The organism is Sphingobium baderi (assembly GCF_001456115.1).
Classification (GTDB): Bacteria; Pseudomonadota; Alphaproteobacteria; order Sphingomonadales; family Sphingomonadaceae; genus Sphingobium; species Sphingobium baderi_A.
The window spans coordinates 111,774-126,548 of the sequence record NZ_CP013265.1; the positions used below are offsets into that span (position 1 = coordinate 111,774).

Genomic DNA, 14,775 nt, shown 5'->3' on the forward strand with positions numbered 1-14,775 from the left:
ATGCGTCCCTTGTTCCCTTTCGGAGGTTCCGCATCATGTTCATGCCCGATCGCGCCAGTGCGTGCGCGCTCCTTGCCTTCCGCGCCGCGCATGGCCGCCACTGGAAGGCGAAGCTGCTGTCGTTATGGTCAACGGGCAGCGATGTGGACGAAGCCGATGGCGCTTACTTACGGCATTTGCGCAACCAGGCCGGTCCCTCCTGGCTCCGCCAGCTGACGCCGCGCCGCTGGCGCGCGATCGAAAGATTGGCGGCGCCCGGCGATCCGGTGCTTGCAGCCGTGTTTCTTGATCGTGCGCGCGAATTTCATCGCGGCGCGCAGATTGGCGCGCCTATTGCGCTTGCGCCGGCACTGCACTTGCTCGCGATCTCCTGCGAACTGGGTTTGAAGGCGCATCTTTTGGGTCATGGCTGGACGGACGATGCGCTGGCCCGCGATATCCGTCATGACCTTGTCCGCGCCCTCGACGAGGCGCGGCAGCTAGGCCTGCCGGCGCCCGGTCGTCCGCTGGCCGATTTCATCAAGAGCCTCGGCCCGGCCTATGCCGTGCATCGGATCGACGCGCTGGTGGCAGGTGGCTATGCCTGCGACATCGGCGCCGTGCTTTGCGAGACCGGGCAGCTCCTCGATGCCGTGGCGGCCTGCCTGAGGCCAGCCACGCCAGGCGCCGCCACCTTGCGTACCTCCTCTTCCCCCTCCGCGTGATCGTGCAACGGACGTCGTGTCGAGCCCGCGAGTGGCCATGCGAAGGATCTACAATCCCGTCCTGCGGCTCAAGGGACGGGCAGATAAGGCACGGGCGTAAGGTCCGCGAGATGCCGGACCGGCGTGCTCGGCAAAGCCGGCAATATCGGCGGTTTCGCTGGGTGGGCTCCGGTCATGGCCCAAGCGACGCACCGTCCTTCTCCTCATCTGATCCCTAAGCCGGCCGTCCGCCGCATCCAACCCGCGAGCCATCGGGCCGAGTTGCCGTGTGCCACGGCTGCCCGCACCACCCCTTGTCTCGGGGTTCCCCGGCGCTGCGCTGCCGGTGGATGGGCCGTCCTGTCCGCCTTGGCCGGGGATCAGTCGAAGGGACGGTCCCTTGGACCCACATCGAAGGAACCCAAGCCATGCAGAACCTCGTCATCCTCGCCGGCAATGTCGGTGGCATGCCGGAAACCCGCACCACCCAGGGCGGCACCCGCATCACCCATTTCAGCCTCGCCACCTCGCGCCCGAAGCGCGACAGCAACGGCAAGATCCTGCGCGACGACAACAATCGCCGCCTCGAGGACACCGAATGGCACCGGATCACCTGCTTCAACGGCGTCGGCAAGACGGTCGAGCAATATGTCGACAAGGGCATGAAGGTCATGGTCCGGGGCCGTATCCACTACACCCGCTGGACCGACAGCGAGAATATCGAACGCTACGGCGTCGAGATCATCGCCGACGAGGTTACCTTCCTCACCCGCGCCAAGTCGAACGAGAATAGCGGCGGCGGCAACGAGCCCGAGGACGATGAAATCCCGTTCTGAGGTCGGACAGGGCGGCCCGGCGGCATCGCCGCCGGGCCTCTTATCCTGTTCAGGCGCGGCATGGTCCCAAGCGGATCAGCGGGATCGGCATCGCCCCTTGGCATAGCGTTCCCAGCGCAGCACGGTGCCGGTAGCGATCATCGCGCAGCTGAGATCGCCGATGCCGGGCGCGCTGCACCAGGCGCCGGTCCGGTTGCCCTTGGCCTCGCCGGTCGAGACGCAGCGCATGGTGGAGCCAGCCACGCGGATATGCCCGGTGGATGTCTGGCCGCGCGGTCCGCCAAGCAAGCGCACCAACGCATCGCGGGCGGCCGGGCCACTTGCTCTCGGACAGGGCTGGCCGGGGCGGCAGCTGTTGTCGATCTCGCGCGCGGCAATGCCGGCGAGCCGCACATGGGCGCCCTCGCGGCACCAGATCGGGCCATCGCCATCCCAGACGCGCGTCGGTGTGCAGGCGAAGGTCTGACCATTGGGGACCACGGCGGCGGCAAGCAGGAGCGTGAACAGCATCCGGCGGGGCTAACCGACAAGCGGCGGCCTGTCATCCGGACCCCGTTGGATGGAGCGGCAGGCAGGGCAAGGGGTGGGGCGCGACATCGGCGGGGACCTGGCCTCCTGGCCGGCGGGTTCGCCCGCTCTCAATCGGCGCGATCCTTGGTCCACCCGGTGACCTTTTGCGATCAACCCGCAAGGGGTCCGGTCGCTTCGCTACGGCTTTTTGGGCCTACAGCCGAAAAAGTGATCGCGGCCACCGGCCGGACACATCGGGCGCCTGTCGAGCGGGACGAACCCGCCGGCGCGCAAAGGAGCCTCGACATGTTCACCGACATCGCAATCGCACGCCGCCATGCCTTCAGCCTCTCGCGCAGCCTCATGGTGGTCACCTTCGTCATCGCGATCGGGCAGCATTATGGTGTCATCACCGCCGAAGACGCCGACGGCAGCGTCGCCATCGTCACCGAATTCGATCCCTTTGCCTGACGGCTCGTCCGGGAGCCGCTCGGCTCCCGGTTATTCCCCTCGCTTCGCTCGCGGCTTGCGCCGACGACGAGAACCGATTGTTCAGATGCCGCGACTATGCTGTGATAATGACGATTGAGGCTGAGATAGCGAATGCCCGCGATGATGCCCTGTGGGCGCGTATCACCCAGGAGGTGAACGCCTGGCGCGGTGCCTGTCTGCAATGCTTCGCCTCGGTGGAGGTGGCCGTTACCGAGACTTTGCTGCATCTGAGCGCTCAGCCGGGACGAGGACAGTCGGTGAAGCTGCGGCATTTGGTCGGGCAACGGCTCGATGACCTTGCTGCACTCGTCAATGAGGGCGGCCCCTTTTCCGTGGAGGGAAAGGGTGTCGCGAGCCTGCTGGCGGAATTTCGGCACCAGGAAGGGCTGCGCACGATGCTCGCCCATGGCCAGGCGAAGCTGACAGTCGAACGGACCAGTCGATGGGCCGCCATCTTTCGTGTGATCGCGATCCGGGCACGGCAGGCTGATCGTTCGACGCTCGTGATCGAAGAGAACGAGGCGGCGGAGAGGCTTCAGCAGCTCCGTAAGGTATCGCAGAAATTGTGTTCTGCACTTGGCAATCTGCGACGGGCGGTTGCCGTCTGAAAGTCGGATTTCTCTGCATCTATGCCCTGAGAATGGCGGCTCCGGCGCGGCCGGACCGGGCTCTAGGCTTCGCCCTGAGCCTTGTGCCAAGTCTCAGCCCATTCGGGTGACGATCCCTGCCGTGGCTGCTCGCACTTCTCAACCCTGCGCGCAAACGATGGCCCGGCCGGTCGCGCCGCGCGCTGGAGGGCAGTTGGCCAGGCCTGCGCGCAGGTGCTCATCGTGCAGCAATATGTGCCAGGGACGGTCATGGCCGCGCGCCGCGAGATAATAGGCCGCGCCGTCGCAGCCGACCATGCGGCATCGGGCCTGCCGGTCGATGAGGCTGGCGCCTGCTCCATGGAGCCCGATCAGGGCATCGACATCCTCGCGCATCAACCCGCCGCAGCGGCGGCATTGCGATCGGACGAGGATCTGGCGCAGCCGCATCGCCTGGAGTGACGCGGTCCAGGCCGGGGCAAGGCGGAAGAGAGTGGCGCTGCTCGTCATAATGAGCGGAGGATAGCGCCGGGCTCTCCGCGGAGCCAGAGGATCGGGACACCGCGATCATCTCTTCGCGATCCCGCCCGCCAAGACCTTCCTCCTGTCGGCTCGCCTGGCCGGCGCGCGCGCCCGTGCAAGCCCGCTCCGCGCGCTTCTCCACTGCCGTTGCGACCCTGCGGGTGCTCGGCCGCGCTCTGCCGCCGGCCCTTGGCACGCCTGTCGGAAGGCCCCGGCGGGCGGGGCTGGACAGATCAGGAGCGTTCTCATGTCCCAATCCTCCCCGAATGCGATGAGCCAGGCCGAGCGGATCGCCCGCGTCGCCGAACTCAATGACGCGCTTCGCCGGTCCATCCATAGCCCGGGCCGCAACCAGATCGTGATGACCGCCGGCGTTGCGGCGCTGATCGGCGAGGTCGCCCTGTTCCGCGGCTTTCGCCGACGCGCGGAGATCATCCGGATCGTGCGCGACTATGACAGCTTCACGCCCGACAACGATCCGATCGGCGAGCATGATTTCGGCCGCTTCGAGTTCGAGGATGCGATCCTCTACTGGAAGATCGACTATTATGACCTCGAGCTCGCCTATGGCTCGGCGGATGCCGCGAACCCCGAGGTCACGACGCGCGTGCTCACCATCCTGCTGGCCGACGAATATTGATCCGGCGCAGCCATCCCCCCGACCGGGGGGATGGCCCGCCCAAGTCTGCTTGAGCAGACTATGCGGGCAACGGACGCCGCGTCCGCAAATGTGGGAGGGGAGGGCGCGGGTCCGAGATGCCGCGCGATTGCGCGTGGCCGGCGCCAGTGGCGCCGTTCGCTTTGCCCTTCACCGGCTCCAAGGAGACCTATCATGGCCGCATATTTCGCCGCGCATCCCGATCACGCGTTTCTCTTCGCGTTCGGCTGCTTCGCCCTCACCGTCTATCTGTTCCGCTATGTCGGTCCCGGCATTGGCGGTGGCGGCGACTGGTCCTCGCGCGATCATTATGAGCGCAACCTGCGCGATGGTCCGGACGACTATTGCTGAGGTGCCGCGGTCATGAAGACGATCGTGGTCAGCCTGCTCAAGGGCGGGGTCGGCAAGACCTTCCTCGCCACCCATCTCGCCTGGTATCTCGCCGAACCGCCTGAGCGCCGCGTCGCCTTCGTCGATCTCGATCCCCAGGGCAGCTCGACGCGGCGCCTGGGCGGCGAGCGGCAGGGCGGGTTTTCCGCCGACCTGTTCGATCCTGCCGCTGCGCTCAGCGCCGACGGGCAGGCCGGGCTGACCGTGCTCGGCGCCGATCCCCGCCTGCAGATGGTCAAGGCGGCGCAGGATGTGCGCGACTTCATCGGGCGCTTCCCGGCGCTCCGCCCGCATTTCGACTATTGCGTCATCGACACCGGTCCCAAGTGGGACGAGCTCACGTTGAGCGCGATGGCGGTCGCCGATGCCGTGATCGCCCCGGTGCAGGTTGCCGAGGATTCGGTCGAATGCGCCAAGATGCTGCTGACCGCGTTGCGCAAGGCCGAGGCCGCGCGCGCCGGCCGCAAGATCGCTTTCCTCGGGCTCCTCCCCTCGATGGTCAATCCGTTCGACCGGCGCGAGATGGAGAATGCGGTGAAGCTCGCGCATGCGGTCGGCGAGAAGCTCATGTTCCCGGCCTTCATCAAGGCGCGGCCGACCTACAAGCATGCCGCGGAAAATCATCGTCCGGTATGGCAGGAGAACGGCAGCGGCGCCAAGGCGGCGGCCGAGGAGATCCGCGCGGTGCTCGCCGAGATCGAGCGGCGCATGACAAGCCAGGAGGTCGTGGCCGCCTGATGGGCAAGTTCGACGAGCGCATCGAGGAGTTCGGACTTCTTGTCGGCGACCATGAACGGGCGCGCCGGGTCGAGGATATCGAACTTGCGCGCATCCTGCCCGACCCCGGCAATCCCCGGCGCAGCTTCGACGATGACGCGCTCGCCGAGCTGGCCGCCTCGATCGCGTCGCGCGGCGTGCTGCAGCCGATCACGGTCACGCCGCCCGACGCGAAGGGCATGCACCGGATAAGTCTGGGCGAGCGCCGCTTCCGCGCATCGCAGCTGGCGGGCCTTGCCACGATCCCCGCGATCGTCGTGCCGGTCGGCGAGGGGGTGCAACTGCTGGCCGACCAGATCGTCGAGAACGACCAGCGCGCCAATCTGTCGTCGGTCGAGCTCGCCCATGCGATCGCCCGGATGCTGAAGGGCGGGATGAACCAGGTCGAGATCGCGGCGGCACTCGGCCGATCCAAGCAGTTCGTCTCGCTCTATGCCGCCTATGGCGACATGCCGGCCTATCTCAAGGCGGCCCTGCCGTTTGCGCCTATTCGCCTTCTCTATGATCTGCACCGGACGGCGAGGGACTACCCTGCCGAGGTCGAGGCATATGTCGCCAGCTGGGGCGACGCCGGCGCAACGCTCGCCGCAGGATCGCGCTTCATCGCCGAACTCAAGCAGACGCACCCGGCGCCGGTCCCTCCGCGGGCGCCTGTGGCACAGCCATTGGCCCCCACCGACCGCGATCCGGTTCGATCGGGCCTCACGGACAAACCCTCCGCGCCGATCCGATCTCCTAGACTACCGGTCTTGGTCGACGGCTTCCCTGCGTGGCTCCCGCTGGCGCCTTTGGTCACGGTGATTTTCGAGGATGGCCGCGAGCGTGAAGTCGCTGCCTCGTCGATCGGTCCGACCGGCGAGAGAAGCGAGGCCTTGCCAACAACTGACCCGCCTCCTCCGCGTTCGTAGTTTATCTTGCACGATGGTTTGGGCCGTACCCTTCGGGGTGCGGCCCTTTTCGTGTCGATGGGCGGGGGCGGCGCCGAAGGCGCCGCCCCTTGCTGCGGACGATCGATGTTCGAGAGGGGTTTGCTGGCCGAAGAACAATAGTCTGCCCAAGCAGACTATAAGATGAGTTGAGTAAAGGTGAGGGCCGGATAGGCTTGGCGCCGGGGATGTATGACAATAGCGTTGGGGACATGCCCGTCCTCACCTTTCGGCTCGACGATGATGTCGCCCAGCGTTTCGCCGCGCTCGCGGCGGTATCGGGCGGCCGCTCGGCGCTGCTGCGCCGCTTGATCGGTGACGCCTTGGCCATGGAGGCGGGGGAGGGGCATCAGGCGCCGCGCGCCCGCCAGCGCGCAACCTGCCGGGTCGAGGTTCGGCTGATCCCGGAAGAGATCGCCGCGCTCGACCGCGCGGCGGATGTGCTGGGGATGAAGCGTACCGACTGGATCACCACGTTGCTGGCGCGGCGCTTGCGCGCAAACGCGCCCTTGCCGCGCGAGGAGCGGGCGGCCGTCGCGCAGGCGTGGCGCGAGCTCAATCGGATCGGGATCAACCTCAACCAGGCGACCCGCGCGCTCAACGCCTCGGTGATGGTCGAATCCGGCCTCGACGTCGCGCGGGAAGCGGCCAGGGTCGCAAGCTTTAGGTCCGAGATCGTCGATGCGCTCGCCGGTCTCGGGGCCGCGCTCAAGGGCGATCTTCGCTACTGGGACATGGCCGATGCGTGAGGAGGAGGGGGTTCTCCCGCTTCCCAGCCTGATGGAGGCCTGGCGGCCGCCGGCAGGCGGCAAGCGGACCCTGCGCGGCGCCTATGTTCGGATCAAACCGGGCGGAAGCGGGGGCGGGGCCGCCCGGCCGATGTCGATGGGCCAGGCCGAGGCGCGCGCCAAGCTCGAGCGGATCGTGCGCAAGGCGCCCGAGGTGATGGTGAAGGTCTCCGGCAAGCAATATGGCGCTCATCATGTCGCCGAGCATTTCGGCTATGTGGCGCGCCACGGGAAGCTCGCCGTCCGATCGAGCGAGGGCGAGATTATCACCGAGCCGGATCGGCTCAAGGCGATCGCTCAGGACTGGGCGATGCTCGACGAGGCCATGAACGAACATGGCCGGGAACGGCCGACGTCGATGTCGCTGGTGCTGTCGATGCCCGGGGGATCGACCGACGCCGAGACGCTCCATGATGCGGCGCAGGCATTCGCGCGAATCCTGTTCGAGGGGAACCATGCCTATATGCTGGCGCTCCATACCGACACCGATCATCCCCACGTCCATCTGACGGTGGCGACCGAAGGGGCGGACGGAACCCGCTTCAATCCGCGCAAGGCGGATCTCCATCATATGCGTGAGACCTTCGCGCATGAGCTGCGCGCGCGCGGTGTCGCGGCGGAAGCGACACCCCGGCGGGCGCGCGGTCATGTCCAGAAGCGCGTGCGGTCAGCCGCGCTCCATCTCGATGCCCGGCTTGGGGCCGAGGGGCGCAGGCTCAATCTCGCGCAGCTCAACGAACTGCGGGCGCAAAGCTTCGTGCGTGCGGCCGACCAGGAGCGCCGGCCGGAAGATGTCATGGCGCTGGCGCGCCAGAAGCAGATCCGCGGCGCCTATGCCGAGGCCGCCGTCGCGCTCGCCGCCACCGGAAAACCGGAAGATCGGGCCTTGGGGCAGGAAATCGCCGGCTTTCTGGCGGCGATGCCGCCGGCGGTGTCGCGGCGGCTCGCGCGCGCACGGGAGATACTGCAATCCGAACGGCCGCCGCAGGAGCGCCGAAACGAGCCGGAGGGCGTTTCGCCGCCCACAGGTGCGGACGAGGGGCGGCCACCGCCTCACCGGGATCGGGAACGATGATGGCCGGCGCTCCCGCGGGCGGCTTGCCTACCTTGCCTGTGTGGCCTTGGCATCCTATCTGGATGCGATGCCAAAATATCTTGGAAAATAGCGAATTTAGGCGCTGATACGCGCTTCTAGCTTGTTAGAAAAAAGCGTGCTATTATCTAACAGATAGGAGCACAGCCAGTGTCTGCGGTAGCCGATCGGATCATGAAGCGCGTGCGCGGCAAGGGCCGCGGCTGGGTGTTCACGCCCAAGAGCTTCGTCGACTTCGGGACGCGTGGGTCGGTCGACATGGCGCTGTCGCGCCTCGTGACCGCCGGCGACATCCGGCGCATCGGCCGGGGTCTTTATGACTATCCGCGCCAGCATGACAAGCTCGGTGCGCTCAGTCCCGATCCCGCCAATGTCGCCAAGGCCCTCTCGACGCAGAGCGGGGACAAGCTCGCACCGTCGGGCGCGGCGGCGGCGAACAGGCTCGGGCTATCGACCCAGGTTCCCGCCCGGGCCAGCTATGCCACGACCGGCCGCACCCGGGTCAGGCAAGCGGGCGGGCGCAGCCTGACGCTCAAGCACAGCCGCGCACCGGTGCTCGACAATGCGCCGGACTCGGTCAACGCGGTCGTGCAGGCGCTCGCGCATCTGGGGAAGGACAATATCGATAGCGACAAGATCCGGCACTTCGCCGCCCGCCTCGATGATCGCGACATGCGGATGCTCGCCCAGGCCAGGGCCGAGATGCCCGGATGGATGGGCGACGTCGTCTTAAAGATCGGCGCCGCCCGCAATGGATGAGTTCGCACGCAGACCAGCCGAGGATCGGCGCGCCTTTATCGATGAAGCGGCGGCGCGGCGGGATCTGACGCCGATCATCATCGAGAAGGATTTCTGGGTCTGCTGGACGCTACGCCGCCTCGTCATGTGTCCCGACCTCGCCGGTCACATGACCTTCAAGGGCGGGACCTCGCTGTCGAAAGCCTATGGGATCATCGCGCGCTTCTCCGAAGATATCGACCTCACCATCAGCCGCGCGGCGCCGCTGCTCAGCGAAGTCGCCTCGCCGATGGACAGCGACATTACCGGCAAGGAGCGCGAGCGCCGGACCAAGGCGCTCAAGGCGGCGGCACAGGCTTATGTCGCCACGGTCGCCATGCCGATCCTGGCGCGCGAAATCGAAGTCGCTCTCGGCACGGCCGAGGGCTGGAGCCTGGCGCTCGATCCCGACGACAAGGACCAGCAGACGCTGCTCTTCGTCTATCCGCGCACCTCGGGTTACGGGCTCGCCTATGGCGAGAATTACGGTGGCGCGGATGAAAGCGGTTACATCAAGCCGCGCATCAAGCTGGAATTTGGCGCCCGCGGCGACACGGAACCGTTCGCGCTTCGACCGATCTTGCCCTATCTGGCCGAAGACTTTCCCGAGGAACTGCCGGATCCGGTGACCGAGGTGCCGACGCTGGCCGTTGCGCGGACCTTCTGGGAAAAGGTCACGATCCTTCATGCGCTCCATCATAACGGCAAGCTGCGCGAGGGCATGTCGCGCCATTATTATGACGTGCTGATGCTCGACCAGGCGGGCATCACGAACGAGGCGATGGGGCGGATCGATCTGCTCGAGCAGGTCGTGCACAACAAGAGCCTGATGTTCGCGGACAGGTCGGCCTCCTATGACACCGCCGTGGTTGGAACGCTGCGCCTGTCGCCCGATGGCGCGACTTGGGAGAAGCTTGAGCGGGACTATGGCGCGATGTCGGAGATGTTCATGGCCGCGCCGCCGAAATTCGAGGCGTTGATGAAGGGTCTGGCGGCGATCGAGGGGACGATCAACGGGCGTTGATGCCGGAGACCGCGAATGAGCAAGTAATCTAAGTATTTGAAATAGAACGATAAAAGACTGATAATATATCTTATGTTAAATCAGTGCCAGCATCGCACAAGCGAGTGGCGGCTCACGCACCGAAGTCTGGCGTCAAAAGCCGAAGGCGCACCGAAAAGCTGCTCGGGCTGCCGAAACCCGACAGGTTGGCAACCAGCTGGGTTTCGTGCCTGCACAAAGATGGGCTAAATGCGGGACCAATGGAATCGAGCGAGGGAACTTGCATGATCACCGCCAAGCACATCCCTTGGGAGCCGATCGGCACTTTGCCGGAAGACCGGAAAGACGGCCGTCGCTTGCTGCTCTGGGAGGTTGACCTCCCTGTGATCGGGCGATGGGATAGCGACCGTGAGGGCTGGGAAAATCCCGAAAGCATGCATATCCTGGAAGAAGTCATCTACTGGGCCGACATCACCCCACCCGTGTGATGAGTGGATAGGAAGGGGTTACTTATCGGTATCCGCAGTTCGACTGATTCAATAGTGCGCCAGCGTCCGGCCGATGCCGATCCGTCTGAACGGCGGCTTGGTCTTAAAGATATCGATGAGATCGAAAGCGCCGAGCGCGAAAGCCGCGATGTCGTTGCCGGCCTTCAGGACGATGAGCTCGCCGGCATTGTGTCTCTTCGCGATCATGCTGTTGTTGGGATGAGAGGTGCTGTCTCCCGCGGCGGCTCCGCTTCGAGCCAAGAGAAAATCTGGCTAAGATCGTGGTCCGTTTAGGCAGCGATCGTCACCATCGGTGGTGCCTCTCCCTTGGTCATGGCGCGGCCCCGCCCGCGGGATCTGCTGGAAGCGGGATCACATTGGCCTCGCCGAACAAAGCTGTCACCTTCGCCATCGCGAGCTCGCTTAGAATCTGGGTGAACAACAGCGCCAATCGGCGCTTCGGTCTGGAGCACGCGACGTAGAACAGGTTGCGATTGCTCTCGAAGGATTCGACCTTGTCTGCCGGGGGGCCTGGGTCGAGCCGTTCCAGCATCTGCGCGAAATTATACTTGTTCCAGCCACGGCCGACGATGACGAGCACGTTCTCGAACTCCGCACCCTTCACGCCGTGCTTGGTGGCGAAGGGCGTGTGACCATCGATGAACGCATCCACCGCCATCAGCTCGGTGTAGGCGACGTCCCGTAGCCTTCGCAGCTGGGCGATCCTCCGAGACTCGCCTTCGACCGGTTCGGGTCCGGCGTCGGCCAAGCGTTGCTCGCGGTCCAGCACCGCCTCGGGCAGATGCATGTGAGCCTGGCCTTTGATGAGGTCGATGACGGCGCCGATCGTGCCGGTCGCTCGCAATTGGATAAGCTGTTCGAGAGACTGCGTCCATGCGACCTTGTCGTGATGCCGACGGATGCACGGCCTGCCGGCGCCTAGGCTCTCAAACATCTCGCCATAGCGCTTCGCCTGAAAGGCCGCGCATGCTGGCTCGAGCTGGTCGGCCAGAAATTTGATGTGGGGGTCTTCTTTCTTGAGCCAGGCATCGTTGAACTGGCCATAAATGCTCTGGATGGTCGGATAGCCCTGTTCCTTCGCCAGCACGCTGTGGCTGAGCATCAGGATCTTGGTGCGTTCGACGGCAAAGTCCCAGCCCTCATCCGACAATCGCTGCTTCAGGTGATCGAGATAGGCGCGTGCCGCCTCGGGGCTCGTGTCGCCAGTCCAGTGACCACCGCCCTGGCCCGTTCGGCGCTGGCCCGGCCATGCATTCGTGTGAAAGATTCGAGCCTCACCCGGCGCATCCGGGTCGCTGGGGATCTGTTCGAGATCGGGTCGCATGCGATTGAGCACCGCGACGATGGGTTCGGCGGATCGGAAATTGGCGTTTTTGTCGATCACCTCGAGTGCTGCGTGCTCGACCGCACCGCATCCCTCACCGTAGATCTTCTGCCAATGGTCGCCGAACAGGCCAATGATAGGCCCCGTACCCGTACCTAGGAAATGCTGCTTTAGAGCCTCTACGAAGCCCGCATCGGTGTCCTGATATTCGTCAATCAGCAGCACGGGATAGCGCTTCGCTAGCACTAAGCGAAACTTGGGCCGTGCCAGCAGCTCCGTCATCAGCGTCAGCACGTCTTCGTGCTTCAATGACACCTCGTCTGGCGTCACCCGGGGATAGCCGAGGTCGTAATTGACCTTCCTCGCGCCTAGCCCCCCCACCCCGGCATCGGCGAGACGTTCTCCCCATCCCGGCAAGTCAGGCACGATCGCGCGGAGCTGGGGCTGAAAGTCCTGCAATACTGACCAACAAAATCCGTGAATGGTCTCCGGCCGAACCGCCGGGTGGGCCTGAACGCGCGCGATAATCTCATCCTTCGCCACGTTCGTGAACGTGATGCAACCAATCTGTTGGCGCTTACGCACAAGTTCCGTACCGCGAAGTTCGATCAGGCGGCGCAGCGCCTTTTCTAGGGAATATGTCTTGCCTGCGCCCGCGCCTGCCTCGAGCCGGAAGCTTTGTCCGGCATCGAAGCACGCATAGACACGCTCAAGTGCAAGGCGGCCGGCCGCGTCGGCGGCGGTCTCTTCGTCAGCCATCGACCTGGGCCCCATCAGCCGCGTCAATCACTTCGGCGACCAACTCGGCGGCGATCGCGTCTGGCCCGAGGGTCGGCGCTGGATTGCCTTGGGCAAGCCACCGCAACCCTTCGCCGATGTAGCGCGGCGTCCGCCACTCGGTGTTTACGATCGCATGTTCAAGCGCAAAGCTGGACTTTTTCTGTTCGGCCGCATGCTCATAGGCGAGCGTCGCCTGGTCGCCCTCGCCGAGATCGAAGAGTTCTGGATTGGCGAGGATGAAGGCATCCTCAAAGCTGCGAGCACATGGACCGCCATCCTGCTCGGGGATCTGATAGGCGAGCCGTCGTCCGCCGTCGGTCTTCTCCTCGGTCGACTTGTCGAGCAGCTGGGCTGGGCTCACGTCGGGCTCGTACCAGCTTTTGATACAGGCATTGCTGGTGAATGTGCCCTCGGCCACACGAACCGCCACGCGCTTGTTCTTGGCCCCGGGCGCAACGGAATCGATATCGGTGATGATCAGCGTGCGCAACTCGAGGAACGCCAGCAGGCCGAAGAAGCGATGGGCGTAGGCGCCGCCGACCTCCATGACAGTGAGGTACTGACTGCTTAGTTGCGGCTCGCCTTGCGCGGCAGCGTCGGTCTTGCGGATCATCGCCGGAAGGAGAAGGCGTTCAGCGGTTCCTTCGATCAGCACCGCCTTGTCCGCAAAGAAAAGGTCGCAGCGGGATAGCGTGAGATATTGATGAAGAAAATTGCGATCCTCTTCCGGCGCGCCGCCCATACCCTGCCGGAGATCCTTCACAACTGAGCGCCGGAGGCCCGGGCCGTCGGTAACCGACAGAAAATAGCGGAGGCTCTCGAAGCGGGCTTCGTTCGCCATGTGGGGCGAGTGGGTGGTGACGACGAACTGGACCGGCCACGGACGGTCGGCGTTCAATTGGGCGACGAACGCGTTGGCGATGTACTCCAGCTGGCGTATGAACACCTCCTGCATCTGGGGATGCAGATGCGCCTCGGGCTCCTCGATAAAGATTAGATGCACGCCGGCCGCTGTTGGCGTTCCCTGGAACTCGCGGAAGAAGCGCAGGAGCTGTAGTAGCATGTAAACGAGGTTGCGCGCGCCGAGGCCATTGTAGGTTTCGGGCAGGGTTACGCCGTTCACGCCCCGGTAGCGCAGGCGCGTGTGGTTGCTGAGCAGCTTGTCGACGTCGAAGCTGGTCTCTGTCACCAATCCCGGGTCTACAAGGCCAGGATATCCAAACAGGTCGAACGTGGGCAGCAGTGAGGTCAGCTTGGCGTTAAAACCGATATGCAGATCGCCCTGGATCTGATCGACCGCCTCCTTGAGCTGCTCGGCGGTGCTGCGTCGCGTTGGATCCAGTTCGTCCGTCAATGCCGATTGGAAGAGCACCTCGACCACCTTGCCGAGCACGTCGCGCTCGCGGAATGTATCGTCATCCAGCCCGCGCTGGGCATTGATGAAGCCGCCGCCGACGAGCGCGGACAGGATCTTTGGTTCCAGTGTCTTCCGGTTGGTCGGGTCGTTCGGATCGACCGCTTCCAGCGATCCGGCATAGGCCGAGGCAATGCGATTTCCGAGTTCGCGGTAGAGCCGGGCGCGGTCCGCCTCCGGATCTTCGAGCGGCTCCGTTAAATCAACGAACAACGCCTGTAGCGCATTGGCCTTCGGCGCGAACCGGAACTCCAGCCGGGCCTCGTGGCAATCGGGATTCAAGTCGATGATGCACTCGCTAAGCGGCCCAAGATCGGCCGCATCGACGTCATAGCCGATATCGAGCACGAGCTTGATTGCTGGCAACTGTCCGAGCGTCTCGGACGAATCTTGCTGCGCGCGGAAAGACACAAGCGATGTCCAAAAGCATTCGTGACACCCGAGCGAAAAATCTTCGAGGCGGAAACTCAGGGCGCGATCGGACAGCAAGCGCCGGAACAGCTCGGCGATCGACGTCTTGCCGCTGTTGTTGCGGCCAACGATGAGCGTCGTCTGTTCTTCGAAACCGATCTCCACGTCGCGGAGGAGCCTGAAGTTTTCAATCTTAGCTCGGTTGATGCGCATTTTCCCCCCTATTTTGGCGCTATATAACCCGGGCGATGAACCCTAGCGTCAGCGCGCCCGACGCCATCGGCTTGGGCGCCGA

The 14,775-nt window shown here is 64.9% G+C and carries 18 protein-coding genes; 13 read left to right on the top strand and 5 right to left on the bottom strand.

The features are described 5' to 3' along the window. Nucleotides 1-35: 35 nt before the first annotated feature. Together ATN00_RS20680 and ATN00_RS20685 are read left to right on the top strand one after the other, a co-directional pair. A complete protein-coding gene (locus ATN00_RS20680) occupies nt 36-704 on the top strand; it encodes a hypothetical protein (protein WP_056383889.1) in 669 nt (222 codons plus the stop codon). A 407-nt stretch (nt 705-1,111) separates the two neighbouring features. Continuing rightward, nucleotides 1,112-1,519, top strand: coding sequence for a single-stranded DNA-binding protein (locus tag ATN00_RS20685; protein WP_013849894.1), 408 nt, complete (start codon nt 1,112-1,114; stop codon nt 1,517-1,519). A 75-nt stretch (nt 1,520-1,594) separates the two neighbouring features. Here ATN00_RS20685 and ATN00_RS20690 read toward each other — a convergent pair whose 3' ends face one another. Then, complete coding sequence (locus ATN00_RS20690) at nt 1,595-2,029, bottom strand: thermonuclease family protein (protein ID WP_062069249.1); 435 nt, start codon at nt 2,027-2,029, stop codon at nt 1,595-1,597. Nucleotides 2,030-2,335: 306 nt separating this feature from the next. On the opposite strand from ATN00_RS20690, the gene ATN00_RS20695 reads away from it, so the two are divergent. Together ATN00_RS20695 and ATN00_RS20700 are read left to right on the top strand one after the other, a co-directional pair. After that, nucleotides 2,336-2,500 (top strand): hypothetical protein, encoded by a 165-nt coding sequence (locus tag ATN00_RS20695; RefSeq protein WP_013849896.1) that lies wholly within the window; start codon nt 2,336-2,338, stop codon nt 2,498-2,500. Nucleotides 2,501-2,607: 107 nt separating this feature from the next. Continuing rightward, entirely contained in the window at nt 2,608-3,129 is a 522-nt protein-coding gene (locus ATN00_RS20700) for a hypothetical protein (RefSeq protein ID WP_013849897.1), read from the top strand. Between the two features lie 138 nt (nt 3,130-3,267). On the opposite strand, the gene ATN00_RS23790 is transcribed toward ATN00_RS20700, so the two are convergent. Continuing rightward, nucleotides 3,268-3,618 (bottom strand): hypothetical protein, encoded by a 351-nt coding sequence (locus ATN00_RS23790; protein WP_030091328.1) that lies wholly within the window; start codon nt 3,616-3,618, stop codon nt 3,268-3,270. A 259-nt stretch (nt 3,619-3,877) separates the two neighbouring features. Here ATN00_RS23790 and ATN00_RS20710 point away from each other — a divergent pair, with 259 nt between their 5' ends. From ATN00_RS20710 to ATN00_RS20745, 9 genes are all read left to right on the top strand, one after another. Beyond that, nucleotides 3,878-4,270 (top strand): DUF3768 domain-containing protein, encoded by a 393-nt coding sequence (locus ATN00_RS20710; protein WP_013849899.1) that lies wholly within the window; start codon nt 3,878-3,880, stop codon nt 4,268-4,270. 192 nt (nt 4,271-4,462) lie between these two features. Next, entirely contained in the window at nt 4,463-4,639 is a 177-nt protein-coding gene (locus ATN00_RS23795; RefSeq protein WP_013039042.1) for a hypothetical protein, read from the top strand. Nucleotides 4,640-4,651: 12 nt separating this feature from the next. Next, nucleotides 4,652-5,416 (top strand): ParA family protein, encoded by a 765-nt coding sequence (locus ATN00_RS20715; RefSeq protein WP_013849900.1) that lies wholly within the window; start codon nt 4,652-4,654, stop codon nt 5,414-5,416. Continuing rightward, on the top strand, nt 5,416-6,363 hold the full coding sequence (locus ATN00_RS20720; RefSeq protein WP_013849901.1) for a ParB/RepB/Spo0J family partition protein: 948 nt from the start codon (nt 5,416-5,418) through the stop codon (nt 6,361-6,363). Before ATN00_RS20715 ends, ATN00_RS20720 begins: the two co-directional genes overlap by 1 nt. Nucleotides 6,364-6,593: 230 nt before the next feature. After that, nucleotides 6,594-7,130, top strand: a complete 537-nt coding sequence (locus ATN00_RS20725) for a plasmid mobilization protein (RefSeq protein ID WP_031295761.1) — start codon at nt 6,594-6,596, stop codon at nt 7,128-7,130. Next, on the top strand, nt 7,123-8,244 hold the full coding sequence (locus ATN00_RS20730) for a relaxase/mobilization nuclease domain-containing protein (RefSeq protein WP_007688043.1): 1,122 nt from the start codon (nt 7,123-7,125) through the stop codon (nt 8,242-8,244). Before ATN00_RS20725 ends, ATN00_RS20730 begins: the two co-directional genes overlap by 8 nt. Before the next feature lie 168 nt (nt 8,245-8,412). Continuing rightward, nucleotides 8,413-9,021: a DUF6088 family protein gene (locus tag ATN00_RS20735; RefSeq protein ID WP_007688042.1), complete on the top strand. Its 609-nt coding sequence runs from the start codon at nt 8,413-8,415 to the stop codon at nt 9,019-9,021. Further along, entirely contained in the window at nt 9,014-10,063 is a 1,050-nt protein-coding gene (locus ATN00_RS20740; protein WP_007688041.1) for a nucleotidyl transferase AbiEii/AbiGii toxin family protein, read from the top strand. The genes ATN00_RS20735 and ATN00_RS20740 overlap by 8 nt, the downstream gene beginning before the upstream one ends. 263 nt (nt 10,064-10,326) lie before the next feature. Next, nucleotides 10,327-10,530: a hypothetical protein gene (locus tag ATN00_RS20745; protein WP_007683427.1), complete on the top strand. Its 204-nt coding sequence runs from the start codon at nt 10,327-10,329 to the stop codon at nt 10,528-10,530. 48 nt (nt 10,531-10,578) lie between these two features. On the opposite strand, the gene ATN00_RS23800 is transcribed toward ATN00_RS20745, so the two are convergent. The 3 genes from ATN00_RS23800 to ATN00_RS20755 form a co-directional block, all read right to left on the bottom strand. Beyond that, nucleotides 10,579-10,737 (bottom strand): hypothetical protein, encoded by a 159-nt coding sequence (locus ATN00_RS23800; protein WP_007683426.1) that lies wholly within the window; start codon nt 10,735-10,737, stop codon nt 10,579-10,581. Nucleotides 10,738-10,861: 124 nt separating this feature from the next. Continuing rightward, entirely contained in the window at nt 10,862-12,634 is a 1,773-nt protein-coding gene (locus ATN00_RS20750; RefSeq protein ID WP_014072624.1) for a UvrD-helicase domain-containing protein, read from the bottom strand. After that, a complete protein-coding gene (locus tag ATN00_RS20755) occupies nt 12,627-14,693 on the bottom strand; it encodes an ATP-dependent nuclease (protein ID WP_007683423.1) in 2,067 nt (688 codons plus the stop codon). The genes ATN00_RS20750 and ATN00_RS20755 overlap by 8 nt, the downstream gene beginning before the upstream one ends. Between the last annotated feature and the right edge of the window lie 82 nt (nt 14,694-14,775).